At 70.0% G+C, this 22,816-nt stretch carries 27 protein-coding genes and 1 tRNA gene; 7 read left to right on the forward strand and 21 right to left on the reverse strand.

Annotation, left to right across the window (positions count from 1 at the left end):
- Positions 1–16 precede the first annotated feature (16 nt).
- Together pstB and ACIPY8_RS12165 are read left to right on the forward strand one after the other, a co-directional pair.
- Positions 17–796, forward strand: a complete 780-nt coding sequence (gene pstB / locus ACIPY8_RS12160; RefSeq protein WP_400818450.1) for a phosphate ABC transporter ATP-binding protein PstB — start codon at positions 17–19, stop codon at positions 794–796.
- Between the two features lie 262 nt (positions 797–1,058).
- A complete protein-coding gene (locus tag ACIPY8_RS12165) occupies positions 1,059–1,337 on the forward strand; it encodes a hypothetical protein (protein WP_400818453.1) in 279 nt (92 codons plus the stop codon).
- An 81-nt stretch (positions 1,338–1,418) separates the two neighbouring features.
- Here ACIPY8_RS12165 and ACIPY8_RS12170 read toward each other — a convergent pair whose 3' ends face one another.
- The 4 genes from ACIPY8_RS12170 to sigK all read right to left on the reverse strand — a co-directional run bounded on the left by ACIPY8_RS12170 (position 1,419) and on the right by sigK (position 4,552).
- Positions 1,419–2,303: an aminotransferase class IV gene (locus tag ACIPY8_RS12170; RefSeq protein ID WP_400818456.1), complete on the reverse strand. Its 885-nt coding sequence runs from the start codon at positions 2,301–2,303 to the stop codon at positions 1,419–1,421.
- A 182-nt stretch (positions 2,304–2,485) separates the two neighbouring features.
- Entirely contained in the window at positions 2,486–3,115 is a 630-nt protein-coding gene (locus ACIPY8_RS12175; RefSeq protein ID WP_400818458.1) for a DNA-directed RNA polymerase subunit beta, read from the reverse strand.
- Positions 3,116–3,143: 28 nt separating this feature from the next.
- Entirely contained in the window at positions 3,144–3,953 is an 810-nt protein-coding gene (locus tag ACIPY8_RS12180) for an anti-sigma factor domain-containing protein (protein ID WP_400818460.1), read from the reverse strand.
- Positions 3,950–4,552: an ECF RNA polymerase sigma factor SigK gene (gene sigK, locus ACIPY8_RS12185; RefSeq protein WP_400818462.1), complete on the reverse strand. Its 603-nt coding sequence runs from the start codon at positions 4,550–4,552 to the stop codon at positions 3,950–3,952. Before sigK ends, ACIPY8_RS12180 begins: the two co-directional genes overlap by 4 nt.
- A 206-nt stretch (positions 4,553–4,758) precedes the next feature.
- On the opposite strand from sigK, the gene ACIPY8_RS12190 reads away from it, so the two are divergent.
- Positions 4,759–5,418 carry a fasciclin domain-containing protein gene (locus ACIPY8_RS12190; protein ID WP_400818465.1) on the forward strand — a complete coding sequence of 220 codons (660 nt, stop codon included), beginning with the start codon at positions 4,759–4,761 and terminating at the stop codon, positions 5,416–5,418.
- Positions 5,419–5,948: 530 nt separating this feature from the next.
- Positions 5,949–6,467: a hypothetical protein gene (locus ACIPY8_RS12195; RefSeq protein WP_400818467.1), complete on the forward strand. Its 519-nt coding sequence runs from the start codon at positions 5,949–5,951 to the stop codon at positions 6,465–6,467.
- Here the strand turns inward: ACIPY8_RS12195 and ACIPY8_RS12200 are convergent.
- Positions 6,434–7,051 (reverse strand): methyltransferase, encoded by a 618-nt coding sequence (locus tag ACIPY8_RS12200; protein ID WP_400818470.1) that lies wholly within the window; start codon positions 7,049–7,051, stop codon positions 6,434–6,436. The genes ACIPY8_RS12195 and ACIPY8_RS12200 overlap by 34 nt on opposite strands.
- 141 nt (positions 7,052–7,192) lie before the next feature.
- Here ACIPY8_RS12200 and ACIPY8_RS12205 point away from each other — a divergent pair, with 141 nt between their 5' ends.
- The gene (locus ACIPY8_RS12205) at positions 7,193–7,741 is read left to right on the forward strand and encodes a type 1 glutamine amidotransferase domain-containing protein (RefSeq protein WP_400818473.1); all 549 of its coding nucleotides are present in this window, start codon (positions 7,193–7,195) and stop codon (positions 7,739–7,741) included.
- A gap of 24 nt (positions 7,742–7,765) precedes the next feature.
- Here the strand turns inward: ACIPY8_RS12205 and ACIPY8_RS12210 are convergent, their stop codons facing one another.
- A complete protein-coding gene (locus ACIPY8_RS12210; RefSeq protein WP_400818474.1) occupies positions 7,766–8,287 on the reverse strand; it encodes a CGNR zinc finger domain-containing protein in 522 nt (173 codons plus the stop codon).
- Between the two features lie 25 nt (positions 8,288–8,312).
- Here ACIPY8_RS12210 and ACIPY8_RS12215 point away from each other — a divergent pair, with 25 nt between their 5' ends.
- Positions 8,313–8,513 carry a hypothetical protein gene (locus ACIPY8_RS12215; RefSeq protein WP_400818477.1) on the forward strand — a complete coding sequence of 67 codons (201 nt, stop codon included), beginning with the start codon at positions 8,313–8,315 and terminating at the stop codon, positions 8,511–8,513.
- Between the two features lie 14 nt (positions 8,514–8,527).
- Here the strand turns inward: ACIPY8_RS12215 and ACIPY8_RS12220 are convergent, their stop codons facing one another.
- The 13 genes from ACIPY8_RS12220 to ACIPY8_RS12280 form a co-directional block, all read right to left on the reverse strand.
- Complete coding sequence (locus ACIPY8_RS12220; RefSeq protein ID WP_400818479.1) at positions 8,528–9,163, reverse strand: peptidoglycan DD-metalloendopeptidase family protein; 636 nt, start codon at positions 9,161–9,163, stop codon at positions 8,528–8,530.
- Positions 9,160–9,690, reverse strand: coding sequence for a DUF1697 domain-containing protein (locus ACIPY8_RS12225; RefSeq protein WP_400818482.1), 531 nt, complete (start codon positions 9,688–9,690; stop codon positions 9,160–9,162). Before ACIPY8_RS12225 ends, ACIPY8_RS12220 begins: the two co-directional genes overlap by 4 nt.
- On the reverse strand, positions 9,687–10,268 hold the full coding sequence (locus tag ACIPY8_RS12230; RefSeq protein WP_400818485.1) for an isochorismatase family protein: 582 nt from the start codon (positions 10,266–10,268) through the stop codon (positions 9,687–9,689). Before ACIPY8_RS12230 ends, ACIPY8_RS12225 begins: the two co-directional genes overlap by 4 nt.
- A 75-nt stretch (positions 10,269–10,343) precedes the next feature.
- Positions 10,344–10,419 (reverse strand) — tRNA-Thr (locus ACIPY8_RS12235).
- A 51-nt stretch (positions 10,420–10,470) separates the two neighbouring features.
- Positions 10,471–12,030, reverse strand: coding sequence for an alpha/beta hydrolase (locus ACIPY8_RS12240; protein WP_400818488.1), 1,560 nt, complete (start codon positions 12,028–12,030; stop codon positions 10,471–10,473).
- Positions 12,027–13,184 carry a DNA polymerase III subunit delta' gene (locus tag ACIPY8_RS12245; RefSeq protein WP_400818490.1) on the reverse strand — a complete coding sequence of 386 codons (1,158 nt, stop codon included), beginning with the start codon at positions 13,182–13,184 and terminating at the stop codon, positions 12,027–12,029. Before ACIPY8_RS12245 ends, ACIPY8_RS12240 begins: the two co-directional genes overlap by 4 nt.
- 73 nt (positions 13,185–13,257) lie before the next feature.
- Positions 13,258–13,887: a dTMP kinase gene (tmk, locus tag ACIPY8_RS12250; RefSeq protein ID WP_400818492.1), complete on the reverse strand. Its 630-nt coding sequence runs from the start codon at positions 13,885–13,887 to the stop codon at positions 13,258–13,260.
- Positions 13,884–16,709, reverse strand: a complete 2,826-nt coding sequence (gene topA, locus ACIPY8_RS12255) for a type I DNA topoisomerase (RefSeq protein WP_400818495.1) — start codon at positions 16,707–16,709, stop codon at positions 13,884–13,886. Before topA ends, tmk begins: the two co-directional genes overlap by 4 nt.
- A 96-nt stretch (positions 16,710–16,805) precedes the next feature.
- Positions 16,806–17,135 (reverse strand): Rv3654c family TadE-like protein, encoded by a 330-nt coding sequence (locus ACIPY8_RS12260; RefSeq protein ID WP_400818498.1) that lies wholly within the window; start codon positions 17,133–17,135, stop codon positions 16,806–16,808.
- 3 nt (positions 17,136–17,138) lie between these two features.
- Complete coding sequence (locus ACIPY8_RS12265; protein WP_400818500.1) at positions 17,139–17,498, reverse strand: TadE family type IV pilus minor pilin; 360 nt, start codon at positions 17,496–17,498, stop codon at positions 17,139–17,141.
- Positions 17,495–17,731: a DUF4244 domain-containing protein gene (locus tag ACIPY8_RS12270; RefSeq protein WP_400818502.1), complete on the reverse strand. Its 237-nt coding sequence runs from the start codon at positions 17,729–17,731 to the stop codon at positions 17,495–17,497. Before ACIPY8_RS12270 ends, ACIPY8_RS12265 begins: the two co-directional genes overlap by 4 nt.
- Positions 17,732–17,777: 46 nt before the next feature.
- Positions 17,778–18,710: a type II secretion system F family protein gene (locus ACIPY8_RS12275; RefSeq protein WP_400818503.1), complete on the reverse strand. Its 933-nt coding sequence runs from the start codon at positions 18,708–18,710 to the stop codon at positions 17,778–17,780.
- A complete protein-coding gene (locus ACIPY8_RS12280; RefSeq protein ID WP_400818506.1) occupies positions 18,704–19,699 on the reverse strand; it encodes a TadA family conjugal transfer-associated ATPase in 996 nt (331 codons plus the stop codon). The genes ACIPY8_RS12275 and ACIPY8_RS12280 overlap by 7 nt, the downstream gene beginning before the upstream one ends.
- 390 nt (positions 19,700–20,089) lie before the next feature.
- Between ACIPY8_RS12280 and acs the strand changes: the two genes are divergently transcribed.
- The gene (gene acs, locus ACIPY8_RS12285; protein WP_400818508.1) at positions 20,090–22,057 is read left to right on the forward strand and encodes an acetate--CoA ligase; all 1,968 of its coding nucleotides are present in this window, start codon (positions 20,090–20,092) and stop codon (positions 22,055–22,057) included.
- A gap of 70 nt (positions 22,058–22,127) precedes the next feature.
- On the opposite strand, the gene ACIPY8_RS12290 is transcribed toward acs, so the two are convergent.
- On the reverse strand, positions 22,128–22,586 hold the full coding sequence (locus tag ACIPY8_RS12290; RefSeq protein ID WP_400818511.1) for a RidA family protein: 459 nt from the start codon (positions 22,584–22,586) through the stop codon (positions 22,128–22,130).
- On the reverse strand, positions 22,583–22,807 hold the full coding sequence (locus tag ACIPY8_RS12295) for a hypothetical protein (RefSeq protein ID WP_400818513.1): 225 nt from the start codon (positions 22,805–22,807) through the stop codon (positions 22,583–22,585). Before ACIPY8_RS12295 ends, ACIPY8_RS12290 begins: the two co-directional genes overlap by 4 nt.
- Between the last annotated feature and the right edge of the window lie 9 nt (positions 22,808–22,816).

The raw sequence follows: 22,816 nt of genomic DNA on the forward strand, positions 1-22,816 counted from the left end.
ACAAGAAGGATCTCTCGTGTCCAAGAGCATCGAAGTCAACGACCTCAACGTCTTCTACGGCGACTTCCTCGCCGTCGAGGGTGTCAGCATCGACATCAAGCCCAACACCGTCACCGCGTTCATCGGCCCGTCGGGATGCGGCAAGTCCACGTTCCTCCGCACCCTGAACCGCATGCACGAGGTCATCCCCGGCGCACGCGTCGAGGGCGAGGTGCTGATCGACGGCAAGAACCTGTACGGCGCCAGCGTCGACCCGGTGCTCGTGCGCCGACAGGTCGGCATGGTCTTCCAGCGTCCGAACCCGTTCCCCACGATGTCCATCAAGGAGAACGTGCTCGCCGGCGTGAAGCTCAACAACTCGCGCATGTCGAAGAGCGACCAGGACGCCCTCGTCGAGAAGTCGCTGAGCGGCGCGAACCTCTGGAACGAGGTCAAGGACCGTCTCGACAAGCCGGGCTCCGGCCTCTCGGGCGGCCAGCAGCAGCGTCTGTGCATCGCCCGCGCGATCGCCGTCTCCCCCGACGTGATCCTCATGGACGAGCCGTGCTCGGCGCTCGACCCGATCTCCACCTTCGCGATCGAGGAGCTCATCGCCGAGATCAAGACCCAGTACACGGTCGTGATCGTGACGCACAACATGCAGCAGGCGAGCCGCGTCTCCGACAAGACCGCGTTCTTCAACATCGCCGGAACCGGCAAGCCCGGCAAGCTCATCGAGTACGACGACACCTCCACGATCTTCACGACCCCGTCGATCCAGGCGACCGAGGACTACGTCTCGGGACGCTTCGGGTAAGCATCCGTCCTGGGCCGAGTCTCCGCTCCGGCCCGCCTCCCGAGCACAGATGCGGATGCGGGCCACGAAACGCCGTGTGATCCTCCGATCGCACGGCGTTTCGCCTGTGCGCTCCGAAGTCGTGCTCGGCGGGAGCGAGGTCACTTCTTCTCCACAGAGGCCCGGAAGCGCCAGGTACTCCACGGGGATGGGGATCGGGGACCGGAGTGGATGTCGCCGTCCACCACTCTGAGGATGGAAGGTCCGCACTCAGGTGCGAGTCGTGGCGACGGGACGTGTCGACCTCCTCGTCGACGACTGGTTGATCATCGGGGCCGACGGCAAGAGCAACCACGATGAGCCCGCCCACCGGCATCGCGACCTCATGCGCGACGCGACAGCGGCGGCCTGGGGGCACATGACGCTGCGGTTCGACTACGCCATGATCGTCCACGATTGGGACATCGTGGAGCGGGCTATCGAGGCGATCATGCGTCTCCGGCCCGCCCGCTCCGGGCACAGATTCGGATCGCGGGACCGACACCCCGGCGAACCGTGGTGACCCTCGGCGTGTCTCATCCGATCTCCGAAGTCGTGCCCGGACACCGGGTCTCCGTTTCCCGACGCGAGTACAGCGCCCGGGTCAGTCCCGAGGCGACAGGAGGTACTGGTTCAGTTCTCGGGTCAGGGTGTGGTTCACCGGGATCTCGGCGCCGTCGACGGCCGTGATGGGGGCGGCGAGGCGCACGCTCGAGACCAGCCACGCGGCATCGGCGGTCGGGAGGTCGGATGCCGGGATGCGACCGTACTCGGCCGTGAGGCCCCGCGCCGCGAGGAACTCGTACACGCTCAGCTGCGTCGTGCCGTGCAGGATGCCGCCGTTCGGCGCCGGAGTGAGGAAGCGTTCCCCGAAGCGGAGGATGAGGGATGCCGTCGGCGCCTCGAGCACGAAACCGTCGCGCGACAGGAACACGGCGTCGTCGGCCCCGCGACGGTGCGCCTCGCGCAGCGCGGCCATGTTCACGGCGTACGACAGCGTCTTGGCCCCGAGCAGCAGCCAGGGAGCGTTCTGGGCGACGTCGAGGTCGTAGCCGCGGTCGAGGGTCACGACCCGCACGCCGTTCTCCCGCACCGGCGTGAAGTCCGCGGCAGGCGCCGCAGTGACCCACGCGGTCGGGGTGGGTCCGTGCTCGACACCGCGGCTCAGGATGAGCTTGATCACGTACTCGCCGTCGCCGCAGTCTGCGGCGGCCACGTCGATCGCCTGGTGCCACTGGGCCTGGTTCGGCGTGGGCAGGTCGCACAGGCGCGCGGAGTGGGCGAGGCGCTCGAGATGCGGCACGACCTCCTGCGCGTGGCGATCGACGACCCCGATCGACTCGAACACGCCGTCGCCGCGCTGCGTGCTCAGCTCTCCGACGCTGAGTGCGGGGGCGGCGGCGTCGACCGCCGTGAACGTGTCCGCGAAGTCGGTGCGGCCGCTGTCGGCGGCGACGGGGTCGATCATGAGGGCGAATCGCTGGGCCATGCTCAGAGCCTACGACGCCGGGAATAGCCACCGCCGCATCGCGTTACACTGGTACAGGCCGGGCCGCATAACCCCGGGCTCCAATTTTCGCCGCTGCGAGCGGCCTTCCGCCGAGAGGCGTTCTTGCGGCCCGGTCTTCTTCGTATCCGGCGGCATCGTCGGACGAGACGGAGCCCGCGCGGTCAGGCCAGAGCGCCCATGCGCCACAGCACCGCCGACGCCGACAGATCCTGGGCGTAGCTGCTCAGCCGCAGCGCCCTGGTCGTGAGCTCGCTCGCGCGAGCCGGCTCCGTCGCCTCGTAGTCGTCGGCCGTGTGGGTGGCTCCGGAGGACTGCACACGGCAGAACGCGGCCGCCCTGTCCAGCGCGACGGCGAAGTCGCCTCGGAACGCCCCGCGCAGGATCGTGTCGATCAGCACGACGAGCTCGTCGGGGTTCGCGGGTACGGGCGCACCGGCGATCACGGCATCCGCCGACGGCAGCTCGACGCGGCCGCGCTCGTACAGCAGCGCGGCGGTCTGCGGGTCGGCGTGGATCGCGAGCTGAAGCACGTACAGCCGCCACAGCGCACCGGGCAGGGTGCGCGACGGCGCCTTCGACCACAGCTCCGCGATCTCGTCGATGCCGTGCTCGTCGGTGAACGCCACCAGGCGGTCGGCGCTCACGCCGCTCTGGTCGGCGCGCACGCGCGTGAGCAGAGCGGATGCCGTGGCGTGCGCGATCCGCGTCTCCTCGGCAGGGTCGTGCGTGCCGACGATGTTGTCGAAGGCGCTGGTCGGACGCCGCACGGGGCGGGAGAACTGCTCGGGCATCCCTCCAGGGTACGCGCGTCGCGTGACCTCAGGCGGTCGGGATCATGACGATGGGCTCCGAGGTGGGTGTGCCGTCCGGCGACCCCCCTGCCTGCTCCACCGTGACGGCGATCACGTCGCCCTCGTGCATGTCGCCCTTCAGCAGTGCGGTCGCGCCGCCCTGCTCGGCGTCGAACACGCCGGCGGAGACGGGGGTGTCACCGCGCACGAACCACAGCTCGTACGTCTCGTCGTCGGGCAACGAGGCGATGCCGTCGGCCACGAGCACCGCGGTGCCGAGCGACGCCGACCAGTGCGCGGTCGCGGTGCCGCCGTCCGCAAGGTCGACGGTCGCCTGCTGAGCGTCGTCCGCACCTCGGATGTCGTCGAGGGCGACCACGCTCGCCGGCCGGTTCAGGTAGTCGTTGAGCGCCGCGGTCCCGAGGCCGACGCCCACCAGCAGGGCCAGGCAGGCGGCGAGCGCGAACAGGATGCGCAGCGGCCGCACCGGACGCTTGGCGTGCGCGGCGCGCACGAACCCGTCGGAGCCCTCCGCGGGCTGCGGGGACTCTGCGGGCTCGGTCGTGGCGGTGCCTGACGGAGAAGCTCCGTCGATGTACGTCTCGCCGTTCTGCGGCGTCTCCGCGATGCGGGCGAGGAGCGCCGCACGGATGTCGGGCGCCGGCGCCACGGGAGCGACCGCGTCGGCGAGGAGCGCCGCGGTCTCGGCGTCCGCGTCCACCGTGCGCTGCCATTCCGGGTGCGCCGCGAGCGCCGCGTGATACCGCTGCTGGTCATCGGGCGACAGCGCGTGGAGTGCTGCTCCTGCCGCGAGTTCCGCGAATTCCTGCTCGTTCATGCTGCCGTCACCCCCAGTGCGGTGCGCAGACGGCTCAAACCGTCCCGCATCCTCGTCTTTATGGTCCCCAGCGGTGCTCCGAGGAGCACTGCCACTTCGTTCTGACTGTATCCGCCGTAGTAGGCGAGCACGAGCGCCTCGCGCTGCGCCTCGGGAAGCCCCGAGAGAGCGTTCACGACCTTCTCGCCCTCGATGCCCAGCTCCACCCGTTCCGCGACACTGTCGTGCGCGACCCCGATATCCCTGTACCCGGCCTTCACGTCCCGGTCCGCGCTGGACTGGGATGCTCGGACCCGGTCGACCGCACGGCGGTGCGCGATCGTCATGATCCAGGTTCTTCCCTGACCCTTGTTCGGAGCGAACTTGGAAGCGGATTGCCAGATCTCGAGAAAAACCTCCTGGAGGACCTCCTCGCTCTGCGAGCGGTTCACGAGGACCTTGAGGATGAGGCCGAAGACCCGGCTGGACAGCGAGTCGTACAGTTCGGCGAACGCGCGTTCGTCGCCGTCGCTCACTCGGAGGAGGAGGTCGGCGACCGCATCGCGTGCCGTACCGTCCTCGGGTACGTCCATACCGTCGATGACCATCTCTACAAGCATGCCGCATCCTTCTCCCGATCCCTCGCAACCGTCACCCGAATGTGAGGGAAAAGGTGTGTCTCGTCTCGTATTCGGTGCGGTGAGGAGAACGGATGGATGAGTCGCGGGAAAAAAGTTCTGAGAAAATTCCCATCCGATCTCAGAGGGGTTCCGAACAGCAGTCAACGCCGCGGAGAGGCCGTGGCGACGTTCTGAAGGAGCTCGAGATGTTCAGCACCAAGAAGAAGATCACCGCAGCGATCACCCTCGGTCTGGCAAGCGCGTTCGTGCTCGCCGGATGTTCCATGGGCGGATCCTCCGATGAGCCGATGGAGTCCTCGGCACCCGAGTCGTCGGAGTCGACGGCTCCCGACACGATGGACCCGGCCATGGGCGACCTCGTGGGTCCCGGATGCGCCGCCTACGCCGAGGCTGTGCCGGACGGCGCCGGTTCGGTCGAGGGCATGTCCAAGGACCCGGTCGCCACCGCGGCCTCCAACAACCCGCTGCTGAAGACGCTCGTCGCGGCCGTCAGCGGCCAGCTCAACCCCGACGTGAACCTCGTCGACACCCTCAACGGTGACGAGTTCACGGTCTTCGCACCGGTGGACGACGCCTTCGCGAAGATCGACCCGGCCACGATCGAGTCCCTCAAGACCGACAGCGCCACGCTCAGCTCGATCCTGACGTACCACGTGGTCCCCGGCCAGATCGCGCCGGCCGACATCGATGGCACGCACACGACCGTCCAGGGCGGCGACGTCACCGTGACCGGCACCGGTGACGACATCATGGTCAACGACTCCGCCAAGGTCATCTGCGGCGGCGTCCAGACGGCCAACGCGACCGTCTACCTCATCGACACGGTGCTGATGCCCCCGATGTGAGAGTGACAGCCGAAGCGGACGCTCGGCAACGTGTCTCACCACTCAGGGGGAGGACGGTGAGACGAGAGGGGTCGTCGACGATGGGAGTTTCGTCGGCGGCCCCTTCTTCGCGCCGGGGCAGGGGGCGGAGAGCAACGCAGGCTAGGATGATCTGGGTCGGCCTCACGGTCGATGCACGGGCCTTTAGCTCAATTGGCAGAGCAGCGGACTTCAACGAAATAGGAGCGCCCCGGGGGAAACACCGGGGATGACACCACTCAAAGTCGGGGAACCCTTCCTGGAGACAGATGGCGATCCCGAGCCAAGCCGGACCCGGTCCGGAAGGTGTAGAGACTGGACGGGTGGCACCTACAGCGCAAGCCATGGTGAAGGGACAGTCCAGACCACGAACATCCGCTCGGATGGCGGCGAAAGCCGAAGTGGCAGGTTAATCCGCGGGTTGTGGGTTCGATCCCCACAGGGCCCACCAGAATGACGATTCGGATGTCGGCGCTTCGCGCTACCCTCGGTGCACCACAGCGAGGAGCGTCATGTCCGGGTCCGATGCGAGCGATGACGCGCGGCGGTGCGGATCGTGCGGAGTCACCAAGACACGGGCTGATTTCAACCGCAAGGCCTCCCGAGCCGACGGACTGCAGGAGGTCTGCCGCGAGTGCAATCGCGAGTCCTCACGCCGATACTACCGGCGAAATCGAGAACACCATCTCGCCGTGGTGCGCGCGCGGACAGACGCCCAGCGCGCTGCCGCCACGGGTCTCGTATCGGCCTACCTTCTCGCGCATCCCTGCGCGGACTGCGGCACCGCGGACCTTCGAGTCCTCGACTTCGATCACCGTCCGGGCGAGCACAAACGCGATGCGGTGATGGCGATGGTGCGCAACGGCTTCTCGCAGGCGGCGCTCCTCGCCGAGATCGCGAAATGCGACGTCCGATGCCGCAACTGTCATGCGATCGCGACGTACGAACGTCTGGGCACGACGTGGCGCTCTCGGGTGATGGCGGAGCAGGCGCGAGTTCAGGGCGCCGGCGCGGTCCAGGCGAGCAGATAGCGGTAGTAGAGTCCGCGACGGAGACGCGCTCCCGGCAGGACTTCGGCGGCGAGAGCACGGATGTCGGCGAGCGACTCCTGTGCTGGTGCCGTCGGCACGCCGATGTCCCGCGTCTCACGGTGGAGCAGCGACCCGAGGCGCGCTCCGGGAAGCGTGACCGCCGAGAACACCCAGTCCATGACCGAACGGTTCGCGGCGAGACCCACGACGAGCAGCGTCCCGCCGGGACGCAGCAGATCCGCGGCACGGTCGAACGCCGCGCGGGTGTCCATGTGATGCAGCGTCGCGACCATCGTCACGAGATCGAATCCCGGCTCGCCCCCGAATGACGCGAGATCCGTCTGCAGAATGCTCGTACGTGGTCTTCCGCTGAGCCGCGCACGCGCACGCTCCGCGGCCTCCGGATCGGGTTCGATCCCGACGGTGTCGAGCCCTGCCTCGGCGAGACGTCGGACGAGCAGTCCGTCTCCGCATCCGACGTCGAGTGCACGTCCCCCTCGGTGCCGAGCAGCGCGACGGAGGATCCACGGGTGATACGCCGCGTTGTGGTTCCAGTAGGTCGACTGGTCCCGGGAGGCGCTCACCACAGCATCCTCGCACGCCCTCTCCCGAGCACTCGTACCATCGCGGGTGCCGGGTGGCCACCCCCTTCCCCGCATCTTGCTCGCGCGAGAGGGTCGAGTCAGCCCCGAGACCCGGGGCGACACCCCACGAAAGGACGCATCATGGCGACTCTGACCGACAGCCGAGTGGCATTCCTCGCGACCGACGGATTCGAGGACAGCGAGCTGACCAGCCCGTGGGAGGCCGTGCAGGCGGAGGGCGCGAGCGCGACCCTCATCGCGCCCGAGGGCCAGCAGATCACGGGCAAGAAGGGTCACGTGCAGCACGTGGACCTCACCTCGGACTCCGCGACGGCCGATGAGTTCGACGCCCTGGTCCTTCCCGGCGGCGTCGTGAACGCGGATCACCTGCGCATGGACGAGCCGTCGATCGCCCTGGCTCGCTCCTTCTTCGAGCAGCACAAGCCCGTGGCGGTCATCTGCCACGGCGCGTGGATCCTCATCGAGGCGGGCGTGATCGACGGACGTACGCTCACCAGCTACCCGAGCCTGAAGACCGACCTCCGCAACGCCGGCGCCGACTGGGTCGACGAGGAGGTCGTGGTCGACAACGGCCTCGTCTCGAGCCGGACGCCCGACGATCTGCCCGCGTTCAACGCGAAGCTCGTCGAGGAGATCGCCGAGGGCAGGCACTCCGAGCAGACGGCCTGATCCACAGCATCCGGCGGTCCGGTGTCAGGCGCTCGCCCGAGCGCGGTGGCGTCGGACCGCCGCCCTGTTGGCGCAGCGCACCGAGCAGAAGCGCTGACGCCCGTTGCGCGTCACGTCGACGACGACGTTCGTGCACGGAGTCGCCGCGCAGCGCGCCAGGCGATCCATCCCGCGAGTCACGAGATGCAGCGAGGTGCCGACCGCGATGATGGCGCGCAGCACGAACGGCAGCGACTGCACGTCGTCGCGGTAGTGCAGGTGCCACCCCTCTCCATCGTGGTTCGTGAGCCGGGGATACGCCGCCGCCTGCGCCATCTGCGCGTTCAGCAGGAGAGCCCGCGCCGACGGATCGGTCTCGTCGACGATCCGCAGCCAGTCGTCGATGACCCCGCGGACCTGAGCGTGGTCGTCCGGCTCCTCGGGGAAGGTCATCGTCATCCCCCGCTCGAGCGTGCGTCTCTCGATGCCGGCGCGATCCTCGGGCCAGTCGTCGGCGAGGGAGGCGGCGAGAAGGATGGCGTACTCGCCGTAAGGGTTGAGATGCATAAGGCCATTACATCACGCTGGTGACATGACCTCATTGCACACCCTCCCGATCCCTCAGCAGACCGCGCCCTCGCACGAGCACGCCTGGCTCGCCGAGTCCCGCCATCCCACGAGCGAAGGCGTCGTCGTCTACGTCCGCTGCGCCGATTGCGGTACGCGACGCGTCGACCTGCAGGTGGCGCCGACCGTTCCGCCCGCTGCTCTCAGCACGGAGCTGCGGGCCTGACCCGCACCTCACGGTCAGACGTCGACGATCTCGCCCGACACCGGCATGCCGATCTCCCCGTCCGCCCGCACGAAGGCGAGAGGCAGACCGCGACCGTCCCGGTCGAGCGACGTGGACACCTGCACGTGCACGTGCGGCTCCGTGCTGTTACCGGAGTTCCCGCACTCCCCCACCACATCTCCTGTCCGCAGCACGTCGCCCCTCCCGACCCGGACGCTGCCCCGCCGCAGATGGGCCAGAAGCACGAGCGCATCCCCGTCGATCCGCAGCACGACATGGTTCCCGGCGATCGCGGGTGCGCCGCCGCGGATCCTCGACGCCTGAGTGAGCGCATACGCGAGAAGCGCGAGCGGGGCGCGTCGAGCACGGTGGTCGGGTTCGCCGTCGTGGACCCGGACGACCTCGCCGTCGATCGGCGCGAGGATCTCGCGACCGAACCCGACGAAGTCCTCCGGAGGTTCAGTACCGACCAGCCCGACGAACCTGCGGCGAGTGCTGCGTCCCTCGCCGTCGACCGGCACGAAGTCGATGGCGTGAGAGGACCCGAACAGGTCGGTGCCGTGACTCGGGATGCGATCGGCGGGACTGTTCTGCACGATCCACCGCCCCGTGAACGGGAACGCGAGGACGTAGGGCGTCGCGCGGGTCATGCCGTGAGCTCGAGGAGCTTCCGCGTCGTCCGCAGGTTGCGCGCCGTCCCGGCGACTCCGAGCGCTCGATCGAGCACGGCCTTCGTGAGCTTCGTCCCCTGCACGCCGCTCTCGCCGTAGTCGATCCACAGATCGTGCCCCACCAGTGCGATCCGCTCCCCCGGCACGAGTCGCTCGCGCAGCGCGTCGAGTGCACCGGCTGCCGGTCGCCCCTCCAGGAACATCGCGTGCAGCATCTTGTCCGACGCCTCCGGGAACGGCACCCGCTCCACGGCCTTCTCGAGAGCATCGTGGGTCCGCAGGATCACGGGGGTGTCGACGTCGAACTCCGCGGCGATGAGCGCACGAACGCGAGCGCACGCGGCATCCGGGTCGGAAGGGTGCTCGCAGATGACGTTGCCGCTCGCGATGTACGTCGAGACGTCGTCACCCAGCTCGGGAGCGAGCACCTCGCGCAACTGCGCCATCGGCACCTTCGCCCGCCCGCCCACGTTCACCGCGCGCAGGAACATCACGCTGCGACTCACGCGTCGCGGCTCTCCGCGAGCACCGCACCGGCATGGACGAGCTCGGCCAGGGCGGCCTCGCTCGACTCCGCACCGACCCCCGCGATCAGGTCGGTGAAGACGCGCACCTGCACCCCGTGCGCGATCGCGTCGAGCGCCGAGGCGCGGACGCAGTGATCCGTCGCCAGCCCGACGACGTCCGCGCTGAGCACGCCGGCGGCGCTGAGCACCGCGCCGACCGTCTCGCCGGACTCGGTCGCGCCCTCGAACATCGAGTAGGCCGGCTCTCCCTGGCCCTTGTGCACATGATGCGTGATCGCGTCGGTCGCGAGCAGCGTGTCGTAGGCGGCGCCGTCGGAGCCGGCGACGCAGTGCACGGGCCAGCTGTCGACGAAGTCGGGCTGCGCGGCGAAATGCCCGCCGTTGTCGCCCTCGGCATCGTGCCAGTCGCGGGAGGCGACGATCACTCCGTAGTCACCGGCGTGCCCCTCGAGGAACGCCGAGACGGCGGAGGCGACCGCGTCGCCCCCGGTGACGGCGAGGGCACCGCCCTCCGTGAAGTCGTTCTGGACGTCGACGATCAGAAGCGCTCTGCTCATGATCCGAGCGTACGCGGGGCGGCCGATGGAGGAAACCAGAAGGCCCCGTGATGTTCTTCGCATCACGGGGCCTGGTGGAGCCGCTTGTCAGAATCGAACTGACGACCTTTTCATTACGAGTGAAATGCTCTGCCGACTGAGCTAAAGCGGCGCGATCATCGATATTACCCGTTCCCGGGCCGCACCGCGAATCGAGCCCGACTCACTCGCAGCGCAGACCGTCCTCGGGCACCGTGTCATCGAGGAGGAACGCCTCCACGGCGCCGTCGACGCAGGCGTTGCCCTTGTTGTAGCCGGTGTGCCCCTCCCCCACACGGGTGATGAGCACGCCCTCCGAGAGCTGATCCGCGAGGGACTCCGACCACTCGTACGGGGTCGCCGGGTCGTTCGTCGTTCCGACCACGACGATGGGCCCTGCGCCCTCGGCCGTGATCTCGCCGCGCGTCCCCGTGGGCGGGTACGGCCACACCGAGCACGAGTCCGGGCCGGCCCAGTACGGGGCGATCGTCGGCGCGCCGTCGGCGATCTTCGCGGTGGTCGCCGCCTCGGCAGCGGGGTCGTCCTCGACCGGATAGTCCATGCAGTTGTACGCCCGGAACGCCTCGGAGGAGTTGTCGAGGTACGAACCGTTCTCGCGACCGTTGTAGAAGTCCGCGAGGAGGAACGCGGTCGACGGGTCTCCCTGGAGCGCCTCGTCGAACGCCTGTGTCAGGTAGGGCCAGCTGTCGGCCGAGTACAGGGCCGCGATGATGCCCGTCATCAGTGCGTCGGCGCCCAGCATCCGCCCGTCTCCGTTCTCCAGCGGAACCGCATCGACGCTCGCGAGCAGTGCTCCGAGGTCGGCCATGGCGTCGTCGACGCTTCCCGCGGACGGGCACTGGCCCGAGTCGAGGCAGTCCTGCATGTAGGCGCGCAGCGCAGACTCGAAGCCCAGCGCCTGCGTCGCGCCCACGTCGAGGCCGGACACGGCGGGATCGATCGCGCCGTCCAGCACGAGGCGGCCGGCCTTGGCCGGATACAGGTCGGCGTAGGTGGCGCCGAGGAACGTGCCGTACGAGTAGCCGAGGTAGTTCAGCTGCTTGTCCCCCAGCACGGCGCGGATGAGGTCCATGTCCCGCGCCGCGTTGATCGTCGTGATGTAGGGGAGGATGCCGCCGCTGTTCGCCTCGCAGGCATCCGCGAACGCCTTGTGGCCCTCGAGCAGCTCGGCCTCCCAGTCGGCGCTCCCGCGAGGGGCCGTCGGGATCGAGTAGAGGTAGTCGTCCATCCCGGCGGCGTCGAAGCACGTGACCGCGGTCGAGGAGCCGACGCCGCGCGGATCGAAGCCGATCACATCGAAGTTCTCGATGAGGTCGGCGCCGACCGCGAAGTCGAGGCTGTCGCGGATGAGCTCCACACCGCTCGCACCGGGACCCCCCGGGTTCGTGAGGAGCGAGCCCTGCGCCGTACCCGTCGCCTGGTGGCGCACGACCGACAGCGTGATCTCGCCGGCGTCCGGGTTCTCCCAGTCCAGAGGCGCCGTGACGTCGGTGCAGTCGAATCCGGTCCCCCCGCAGTCCGTCCAGGTGAGCGTCTGCCCGTAGAACGGCAGCAGGTCGGCCGAGACGCCCTCCGTGTCGGGAGCCTTCGTCACCGACGGCCGGGGCTCCGCACCCTCCGGGATCATCGAGTACAGGCAGCCGGACAGCGCGACGGAGGCCACGGCGAGTCCGGCGATCGCCCCGAGGGCGCGTCGCAGGCGAGAAGTCGATCGAGTGTTCACGGTGTCCTCCCGCTCGTGACGGTCACGAGCAAGCTCTCGAGGGCGAGCAGCGGTGCGACGTTGCGCTCCAGCGACTGCCGGGTCTCGGCAAGGTGGTCAAGCACGACAAGGGTACGGGTCTCCGGCCACGCGGCGGCGAGCGCCGCGAGCTCGGCACGGAGCTCGCGGTTGATCAGCTCGGAGTCACGGCCGAACTGGAGCATGACGACGTCGCGGAACAGCGACTGCAGATCGGTGAGCACACGGTCGATGCCGTCGCGGAGGCTGCGCGTCGCGCGCTTCTTCTGCTCGTCCTCGAGGGCGGAGATCTGCGAGCGGAGCGCGGGCGGCACCGCCTGCCCCTCGGCGATGCCCACGGTGCGCAGCAGCGACGCCCGTTCGGCGGCGTCGCGTTCGGCGGTGAGCGCCTTGGCGTCGTCGGTCGCCGCCTGGATGATGCGTCCGGCGACCTCGACGGCGTCGTTCACGCCCCTCACCCCGAGGACCGCGCGCAGCGTCTCATCACGGCGCCGACGCGCGGCGTCGTCGGTCGCCAAGCGCTGCGCCATGCCGATGTGCCGCTGCGCATGCCGCGCCGCCTGTTCCGCCACGGCCTCGTCGGCCCCGGTGCGCATCGTGATCAGACGGGCCACGTCGGCGACGTCGGGCTCGCGCAGGCGCAGCGAGCGCACCCGCGATCGGATCGTCGGCAGCAGGTCGGCCTCGCTGGGCGCGCACAGGATCCACACCGTCTGCTCCGGCGGCTCCTCGAGCGCCTTGAGCAGCACGTTCGAGGTCCGCTCGACCATGCGGTCCGCGTCTTCGACGACGATCACGCGGTAGCGACCGGCCGAAGGGGCGAAGTACGAGCGCTCGACGAGCGACCGCGCCTCGGCGATCGTGATGATGACCTTGTCGGTGCGGAGCGCCGTGACATCGGGGTGCGTGCCGGCGAGCACCTGACGCATCGTCGCCTCGTCATCGGGACGGTCGGCGACGAGTGCGGCGGCGAACGCGTACGCGAGCGTGGATCGTCCGGACCCGGGCGGCCCCGTGATGAGCCAGGCGTGCGAGAGGGCCGAGGGATCGGATGCGGCGCCGCGCAGCGTCTCGACCGCGGCGTCCTGCCCCCAGACGTCCGCCCACGGGAACGGAGCGGCGAGGGTCTGGGTCATACACTCAGCCTAATCGGGAGCACCGACGTGCGCGGCATCCCGCGATCCGACCGCAGCGGCGGCGGTCGATCGGTCAGGCGAACAGTGCCTCGACCCGCGTGCGGATGCTCTCGGCGAGCTCGTCGGGCGATGCGGAGGCGTCGAGCACCAGGAAGCGCTCGGGCTCGGCGGCGGCCAGTGCGAGGTAGGCGTCTCGGACCCGCGCGTGGAACTCGTTCTTCTCGGCTTCGAGACGGTCGAACGGCTTGTCGGCGGAGTCGAGACGCACACGTGCCGCTTCGGGAGCGAGATCGAGCAGCACGGTGAGGTCGGGCAGCGCCCCCTCGGCGGCCCACAGCGACAGGTCGCGGATCTCGGCGCCGTCGAGCACCCGGCCGGCTCCCTGATACGCCACCGACGAGTCGAGGTAACGATCCTGGAGCACGACCTCGCCGCGCGCGAGCGCGGGCCGCACGACGGTCGCGACGTGGTGCGCGCGATCCGCCGCGTACAGCAGCGCCTCGGCCCGGGGGGCGATGTCGCCGCGGTGATGCAGCACGATGTCGCGGATCAGCTGGCCGACCTCCGACCCGCCCGGCTCCCGGGTGCGGACGACCGTGCGTCCGGCATCCTCGAGCCACGTCGCGAGCAGGTTCGCCTGCGTGGTCTTGCCCGAGCCGTCTCCGCCTTCGAGCGTGATCCACACCCCCTGCCCTGAGGTCACGAACCGGCCTTCTTCGCCGCATTCGCGGCGCGGGTCGCCGCGGCCTTCTTCGCCGCGGCCGAGCGAGCGGCGGCCTTCTCGGCATCCGTCTTCGCGGGTGCCTTCTTCGCGGGAGCCTTCTTAGCGGATGCCTTCTTCGCGGGAGCCTTCTTCGCCGCGCCACGGGCACCACGCTTGGGGGCAGGTCCCTTAGCGCGCTTGTCTGCGAGCATCTGGACCGCGATCTCGAAGGTGATGTCCTCGGGCTTCTGCCCCCGCGGGATCGTCACGTTCGTCTCGCCGTCGGTCACGTAGGCGCCGAAGCGTCCGTCGCGGATGCGGATCGGCTTGCCGCTCACGGGATCGGCCTCGAACTCTGCGAGCGCGCTCGAGGCGCGGCGCGAGCCGGCCCCGTACTTCGGCTGCGCGTAGATCGCGAGCGCCTCGTCGAGCGTGACGTCGAAGATCTGCGACTCGCTCTCGAGCGACCGCGAGTCGGTGCCCTTCTTGAGGTAGGGACCGTAGCGGCCGTTCTGCGCCGTGATCTCGTCACCCGACTCGGGGTCGGCCCCGACGACGCGCGGAAGGCTGAGGAGCCGCAGCGCGGTGTCGAGGTCGATCGTGTCGACCGACATCGAACGGAAGAGCGACCCTGTGCGGGGCTTGGGCGCTGCCTCCTTCTTCGCTCCCCGCTTGGGCTTGGGCGCCTCGACGACCTCGCCGGTCGCCTCGTCGACGGCCGCGTCCTCCGAGACGGGCTCGTTCTCCTGCACGTAGGGTCCGAATCGGCCGTCCTTCACGACGACGACCTTGCCGTTGTCGGGGTTGACTCCGAGGACGCGGTCCCCGGCGACCGGGGCGTCGATGAGCTCCTGAGCCTTCTCGGCCGTGAGCTCGTCGGGCGCGAGGTCCTCCGGGACGTTCACGATGCGCGGCTTCTCGTCCGGAGCCTCGGGGTTCGCGACCTCGAGGTAGGGCCCGTACTTGCCGAACCGCAGCGTGGCCGTGTCGGTGATGCGCGTCGAGTTGAGAGCGCGCGCGTCGATCTCGCCGAGGTTGTCGACGACCTGGCGCAGCCCGACCTGCGAGTCGGAGCCGTAATAGAAGGAGCGCAGCCACTCGACGCGCTTCTGCTCGCCGCGGGCGATCGCGTCGAGGTCGTCTTCGAGCGCCGCGGTGAAGTCGTAGTCGATCAGGTCCGCGAAGTGCTCCTCGAGCAGACGCACCACGCTGAAGGCGAGCCAGGTCGGCACGAGCGCCTGGCCGCGCTTGGTCGCGTAGCCGCGGTCGATCACGGTGCCGATGATGCTCGCGAACGTCGAGGGACGGCCGATGCCGTGCTCCTCGAGCGCCTTGACCAGCGAGGCCTCGGTGTAGCGGGGCTTCGGGGTCGTTCGGTGACCCTTGGCCTCGGCATCCGACATCCCGAGCTCGTCGCCGACCGCGACGGCGGGCAGCGACTGGTCGTCGGACGTGTCCTGCGAGTTGCGCTTCTCGTCGCGTCCCTCCTCGTAGGCCTCGAGGAAGCCCTTGAAGGTGTAGACCGTGCCGGATGCCGTGAACTCGGCGTTCTGGCCAGCCGCGTCCACCGCGATGGTGACGGTGGTGGTCTCGTACTTCGCGTCGGCCATCTGGCTCGCGACCGTGCGCTTCCAGATGAGGTCGTAGAGGCGGAACTCCTCGCGGTCGAGCTCCGACGACACCGACGAGGGCGTGCGGAAGTTCTCGCCGGACGGGCGGATGGCCTCGTGAGCCTCCTGGGCGTTCTTGCTCTTGGACATGTAGACGCGAGGCTTGAGCGGCACGGCGCTGTCGCCGTAGAGCGAGACGGCCTGGCTCCGCGCCGCCTGCACCGCCTGGGTGCTGAGCGCCGTGGAGTCGGTGCGCATATAGGTGATGTAGCCCTTCTCGTAGAGGCGCTGGGCGACGCTCATCGCCTGCTTCGCGCTCATCGAGAGCTTGCGCCCGGCCTCCTGCTGCATCGTGGAGGTCGTGAACGGGGCGTAGGGGCTGCGGGTTCCAGGCTTCGCCTCGACCTTGGTCACCGTGCCGGCGCCGGCGTCGTCGACGGCCTGGGCGAGCGCAGCGGCCTTCTTCTCGTCGAGGACGACGACGGCCTTCTTGAGCTTTCCGAGGTCGTCGAAGTCGGTGCCGCGAGCGAGCTGGCCGCCGTCGACGCGCACGAGGCGGACCCTGAACCCGGAGGCGGAGGAGGCGAGAGCCTCGACGTCCCAGTAGTCCGCGGACACGAAGGCCATGCGCTCGCGTTCCCGGTCGACGATCATGCGCGTCGCCGCGGACTGCACGCGCCCCGCGGAGAGACCCGTCTTGACCTTGTACCAGAGCACCGGCGACACGTCCCAGCCGTACAGACGGTCGAGGATGCGGCGGGTCTCCTGAGCGTCGACGAGGTCGGTGTCGAGCTCGCGCGTCTTGCCGACGGCGGCCTGGATCGCGTCCTTCGTGATCTCGTGGAAGACCATGCGCTTGACGGGGATCTTCGGCTTGAGCGTCTGGAGGAGGTGCCACGCGATGGCCTCGCCCTCGCGGTCCTCATCAGTGGCGAGCAGGAGCTCGTCGGCGGTCTTGAGCGCGCGCTTGAGCTCGGCGACCGTCTTGGTCTTGCGGTCCGACACGACGTAATAGGGGTCGAAGTCGTTGTCGACGTCGATGGAGTACTTCCCGTACGCCTCCTTGTCGGCCGCGGGGATGTCCTTCTTGTCGGCGAGGTCGCGGATGTGGCCGACCGAGCTGAGCACCTCGTAACCGTCGCCGAGGTACCCCTGAATCGACCGCATCTTCGTCGGGGACTCGACGATGACGAGCTTCTTGCCTTGAGCCAAGGGAGCATCCTTTCTTCGAAGCACACCATACACACCGCCGTGATGGGTTGGTCACAGCGGCGGCCCGCGTCACGCGGGACAGCGCTTCGCGCCGCGTCATCTCTCCTCGGGCGGCCCGGCACGGGCACGGGAGACGGCGGCGAGTCCAGCGTACGCCGACTGGACCTGCACGGTCGCCACGAGGTCGTCCACGGCACAGGCGACGAGTCGCGCCCGGGAGGCCGCGGCGACGCGCGCGGCGAGCCCGCACGGGGTGTCCGTGGTGACGATCGCACCACTGGCGGCATCGGCCGCGGCGAGCGCTGCCGCATCCGCCGCGCCCGCAGTCCGCTGCGCGGTGACGGCCGCGCCTCCCACGGCGGCGAGGCCGATCGCGAGGGCGGCCGAGACGGCCAGGACCCCCGCGGCGAGCACGGTGCCGGCCACCGGTCACCTCCCGCCGTCGAGGGCGCAACTCGACGCTCCCAGCGGGATCCGGAACGCGGCCAGGACGACCTCGGCGTGCGCCGTGACGCACACGATGTCACCGGACGCCCGGCTCGACATCGACGCCCCGGGCACCACGGCCGACACGGCGGCGGCAGCTCCGGCCGACTCCCCGCGCCCGAGGAGCCGTGCCGCATCCGCTGAGGCGTCCTGCAGCGCCACCTGCCGCGCCGCCGCGCTCAGCGCTCCCACGCCGAGCAGGAGCGTCAGCACCACGGCGGGGATGGCGAGCGCGAGCTCTGCAGCGGCGGATCCGTCGTCGTCGGGAGGCGGTCGGAGAGATCGCCTGCGCGCGCTCCTCACGACACCGTGAGGGCGCGCCGCACGAGGTCGGTGAGTATCCCGCGCACCTCGTCGGACCGCATGATGACGACGAGCAGCCCCGCGAAGGCCACGGCGGCCATGGTCGTGATCGCGTACTCGGCGGTCGCCGCTCCCCGCTCGTCGCCGAACAGCGACTCGGCTCGGCGCCGGGTGAGCCTGGGCAGCGAACGCCCGGCGATCGCGGCGGTCGCGGATCTCTCGGCAGTGGTCATGGTGTCCTTCTTTCCTTCGGGGACGCGGTCGCGTCCGGTGGCATCGTCATATCGGCAACGGCGTGGATCCCAGCACGCTCAACAGCAGCGGAGCGACACCCAGCAGCAGGAAGGCGGGCAGCGTGCACACGCCGAGCGGCACGAGGAGTCGGGTCGACAGCGCGGCGGCGCGGAGACGACCGGTCACCCGCGACGAGTGGCGCTCCTGCGCAGCGGTCGCGCGAAGCAGCTCGACCGCTGGCACCCCGGCCGAGCGCGACAGATCGAGCACGGCGCGCAGTCGATCGTCGTCGGCGGCGACTCGTCCGCCGACCTCGGCGACGAGCGCCAGGGCCCTCTCGACCGAGACCCCGCCCGTGAGGGCGACGGCCACGAGCTCGGCGCGCAGCCCCGGTGTCCCCGGTTCGGGACGGGCGCGGCGCAGCAGACGCGACGTCCACAGTCGCGCGGCGAGGACGAGGAGGAGGCCGAGGACCACGCACGTCGCCCCCGCCGGGGTACCGACGATCACGCCGACCGTGTCGAACCCGAATGCGAAGCCGAGCAGGAGGCCGGCGAACGGCATCCACAGCAGCATCCGCGCGGTGCCGGCGGGCTCGGCAAGCGCGATCCTCACGTCGTCGGCCGCCGTCGCGGCGTCGCGCAGCGAACCGGCGATCGCGCGCAGCACTTCGGCGAGGGGTGCGCCGACGACGCCGGCGACCTCCCATGCGGCCGCGACGTCGCACCACGCTCCGCCCTGGGCGTCGATCGCGGTGACGAGTGGGCTTCCGCGGTCGGCGCGATCCACGATCGCGGCGGCGTCGCGGTCGCCGCCGTCGGCGAGATGACGCCAGGCCGCGAGCGGCGCTGCGCCGGCCTGCAGCAGCACCGCGAGGGTCTGCACGGCGTGCGCGGCGTCGGCCGACGCCGTATGTTCCGGGAGGAGCGATCGCCGTCGTCTCGCCACCGGGCCTCTCGGGTCGGCGCGGGTCACCATTCGGAGGCCTCTTCTATGGAGAGTCGATCGCCCGCCATGACGAGCGTTCCGGCACGGGCGATGCGCCGACGACCGTCCGGTGCGCGATCGAGGTGCAGCACGATGCCGAACGCGCTCACCGCCTGACGTGCGAGGGCCGTCGCGTCGAGTCCGGCGAGGGCGCCGAGCGCCTCCAGCCGCGCGGGCACGTCGTGAAGTCCGCTCGCGTGCAGCGTGCCCGCTCCCCCGTCGTGCCCGGTGTTGAGCGCGCTGAGCAGTTCGCGCACCTCCTCGCCCCGGCACTCGCCGACGACCAGCCGGTCCGGTCGCATGCGCAGCGACTCGCGGACGAGTCGGGCGAGGCTGATCCCACCGGCGCCCTCGAGATTGGGCTGCCTGGCCTCCAGCGCCACGTGATGCGGGTGCCGGGGACGGAGTTCCGCGACGTCCTCGATCGTGACGATCCGCTCCGTGGTCGGCGCCGCCGTGAGCAGCGCCGAGAGCAAGGTGGTCTTGCCCGTTCCCGTGCCGCCCGAGATGAGGACGTTGCTCCGGCGGGAGACGAGGTCACGCAGACTGCGGTGCTGTCGCGCGTCGAACGCTCCGAGGGCCGCGAGCGCCTCGAGGTCGGCCGCGCGCACCCGGGGGATGCGGATCGACAGCGCCGTGCCCGACGCGGCGACGGGGGCGAGCACCGCGTGCACGCGGATCCCCGAGGCGAGTCGTACGTCGACGCACGGCGCCTGATCGTCGAGGTGCCGCCCTCCCAGAGCGATGAGCCCGACGGCGAGGTCGCGCACCTCCCGCTCGGAGGCGCTCCACCCCGGCACCGGCTCCGCGCCGCGACCGCGGTCGACGAACAGACCTGTCACGCCGTTCACGAACACGTCGGTGACCTCGTCGTCGACGCAGTGCGGGGCGAGCGCTCCGAACGCGGGGTCGAGGTCGACCGCGCGAGGGGCCTCGAGGGCATCCCCCGCCCGGGGTTCGATAACGAACGGTTCGCTCATGCCCCGACGCTACGGACCGGGTCCCCTGTACCGGCCGCGGATCGGGGCGAGGCGTCGGACACTGTGCACAACGCGAACCGCGGCGCGGCCGTGCAGAAGGGATGATCCGCGGTACGGGCTGAAGACGGAGAAGGGCGGCATCTCACGGGGGGAATGGGATGCCGCCCACGGCGGCCCTGTCGGGGGAATCGGGCACGCCAAGGCCGGAATGAAGAATTCGGCTGTGGTCGAGTGTACGCAAGGCGACCGTCCTGACAAAACCCGTCCCGGATACCGACTTTCGGCAGTATTGGGCGCACTCCTCCCCTACTAGATTCGCCCTCACGTGATCGCGTCACCGGCCCGATCGCGCCCGCACGACCCCGCCATGCCGCAAAGGAGCGCCTGCCGATGAGCAGCCAGATCGACCATCTCCTCGACGAGACCCGCAAGTTCCCGCCGTCCGCCGAGTTCGTCGCCCAGTCCGTCTCCTCGCCCGAGTTGTACGAGAAGGCCTCCGCGGACCGCCTGGCCTTCTGGGCCGAGCAGTCCCGCGACCTCCTGCACTGGCACACGCCGTTCACCCGCACCCTCGACTGGTCGGCCCCGCCGTTCGCGAAGTGGTTCGACGACGGCGAGCTGAACGTCGCCTACAACTGCCTCGACCGGCACGTGGAGGCCGGCAACGGCGACCGCGTGGCTCTGCACTGGGAGGGCGAGCCCGGCGACGCCCGGAGCCTCACCTACGCGGAGCTGACCGAGGAGGTCAAGCGCGTCGCCAACGTCCTCGAGGACCTCGGCGTCGGGCACGGCGACCGCGTCGCGATCTACCTGCCGATGATCCCCGAGGCGGTGGCGTCGATGCTGGCGGTCGCCCGCGTCGGCGCGATCCACTCCGTCGTGTTCGGCGGCTTCAGCGCCGACAGCCTCCGCGCACGCATCGACGACGCCGGTGCCAAGCTCGTCATCACCGCCGACGGCGGCTACCGCAAGGGCAGGGTCTCCGCCCTGAAGCCCGCGGTCGACCAGGCACTCTCCGATCGGGGCGACGGCGAGCAGCAGACCGTCGAGCACGTCCTCGTGGTGAAGCGCGGCGGCAACGAGGTCGACTGGGATGCGGATCGCGACGTCTGGTGGCACGACGTCGTCCCGGCGGCATCCGCGGAGCACGAGGCGCAGGCGTTCCCCGCCGAGAACCCGCTGTTCATCCTCTACACCTCCGGGACCACCGGGAAGCCGAAGGGCATCCTGCACACCTCCGGCGGGTACCTGACTCAGGCGGCGTACTCGCACAAGTACGTCTTCGACCTGCATCCCGAGACCGACGTGTACTGGTGCACGGCCGACATCGGGTGGATCACCGGGCACAGCTACGTGACCTACGGTCCGCTGGCGAACGGCGCGACGCAGGTCATCTACGAGGGCACGCCCGACTCCCCGCACCCCGGTCGCTGGTGGGAGATCATCGAGAAGTACAAGGTCTCGATCTTCTACACGGCGCCGACCGCGATCCGCTCCTTCATGAAGATCGGCCGCAGCGTGCCGCAGAAGTTCGACCTCTCGTCGCTGCGCCTGCTCGGCTCGGTGGGCGAGCCCATCAACCCCGAGGCGTGGATCTGGTACCGCGACGTGATCGGCGCCGGGAAGACCCCGATCGTCGACACGTGGTGGCAGACCGAGACGGGCGCGATCATGGTCTCCGCCCTCCCCGGCGTGACCGCCACCAAGCCCGGCTCCGCGCAGGTGCCGCTGCCGGGCATCGCGATCGACGTGGTCGACGAGTCCGGCGTCGAGGTCGGCAACGGCAACGGCGGCCTGCTCGTGATCACCGAGCCGTGGCCGAGCATGCTCCGCGGGATCTGGGGCGACCCGGAGCGCTACCGCGAGACGTACTGGGAGAAGTTCGAGAAGCAGGGCTACTACTTCGCGGGCGACGGCGCACGCCTCGACGACGACGGCGACCTGTGGCTGCTCGGCCGCGTCGACGACGTCATGAACGTGTCGGGTCACCGCCTGTCGACCGCCGAGATCGAGTCTTCCCTCGTCGCGCACGAGGCCACCGCCGAGGCCGCGGTGGTGGGCGCCTCGGACGAGACCACGGGCCAGGCGGTCGTCGCCTTCGTGATCATCAAGGAGAGCTACCTGTCGGCGCACGACCCGGCGGGGCTCGCCCAGCAGTTGCGACTCTGGGTCGGCGAGCAGATCGGGGCGATCGCGCGCCCTCGCGACGTGTACATCGTCGGCGAGCTGCCGAAGACCCGCTCGGGCAAGATCATGCGTCGCCTGCTGCGTGACGTCGCGGAGGGCCGCGAGGTCGGCGACACCACGACGCTGGCCGACACCGCCGTCATGAGCATCATCTCGGCGCAGGTCAAGTAGGACGGATGCAGGAACGCCCCCTCTCGATCGGGAGGGGGCGTTCTTCGTGCGCGCGGAAGCGCGACGTGGGTCAGGCGAGGATGAAGGTGACCTCGACCTCGACCGGGCTGTCGAGCGGGAGCACGGGGACGCCCACCGCAGCGCGGACGTGGCGCCCTGCGTCGCCGAAGATCTCGCCCAGCACGACGCTCGCACCGTTGATCACACCGGGCTGACCCGTGAACTCGGGAACGGATGCCACGAAGCCGCCGACCCGCAGCACGCCGGCGATCCGGTCGACACCGCCCGCGGCATCCGCGGCGGCCGCCAGCGCGTTGAGCGCGCACGTGCGGGCGTAGGCGTTCGCGTCCTCGGCGGTGACCTCGGCGCCCACCTTGCCCGTCGTCGGGAGCGCTCCGCCCGAGAAGGGAAGCTGACCCGAGGTGTAGACGAGTCCGTCACGGACGACGGCGGGCACGTACGCGGCCACGGGCGCGGCGACCGCGGGGAGCTCGATGTCGAGCTCGGCGAGGCGGGCGGAGATGCTCACGCCGCACCCCCCTCGAACTGGCGCGCGGCCTGCTCGGCGGCGGCGAGACCCGCGTTGCCCGCGGCGTCCCCGCCCACCGGACGCTTGAAGTAGGCCACGAGCCCGCCCTCGGGGCCCTGGACGACCTGCACGAGCTCCCAGCCCTGCTTGCCCCAGTTGTTGAGGATGGCGGCCGTGTTGTGGATCAGCAGCGGCGTGGTGAGGTACTCCCACGTGGTCATGGCTCTCCT

The organism is Microbacterium sp. NPDC089696, assembly GCF_044749125.1.
Classification (GTDB): Bacteria; Actinomycetota; Actinomycetes; order Actinomycetales; family Microbacteriaceae; genus Microbacterium.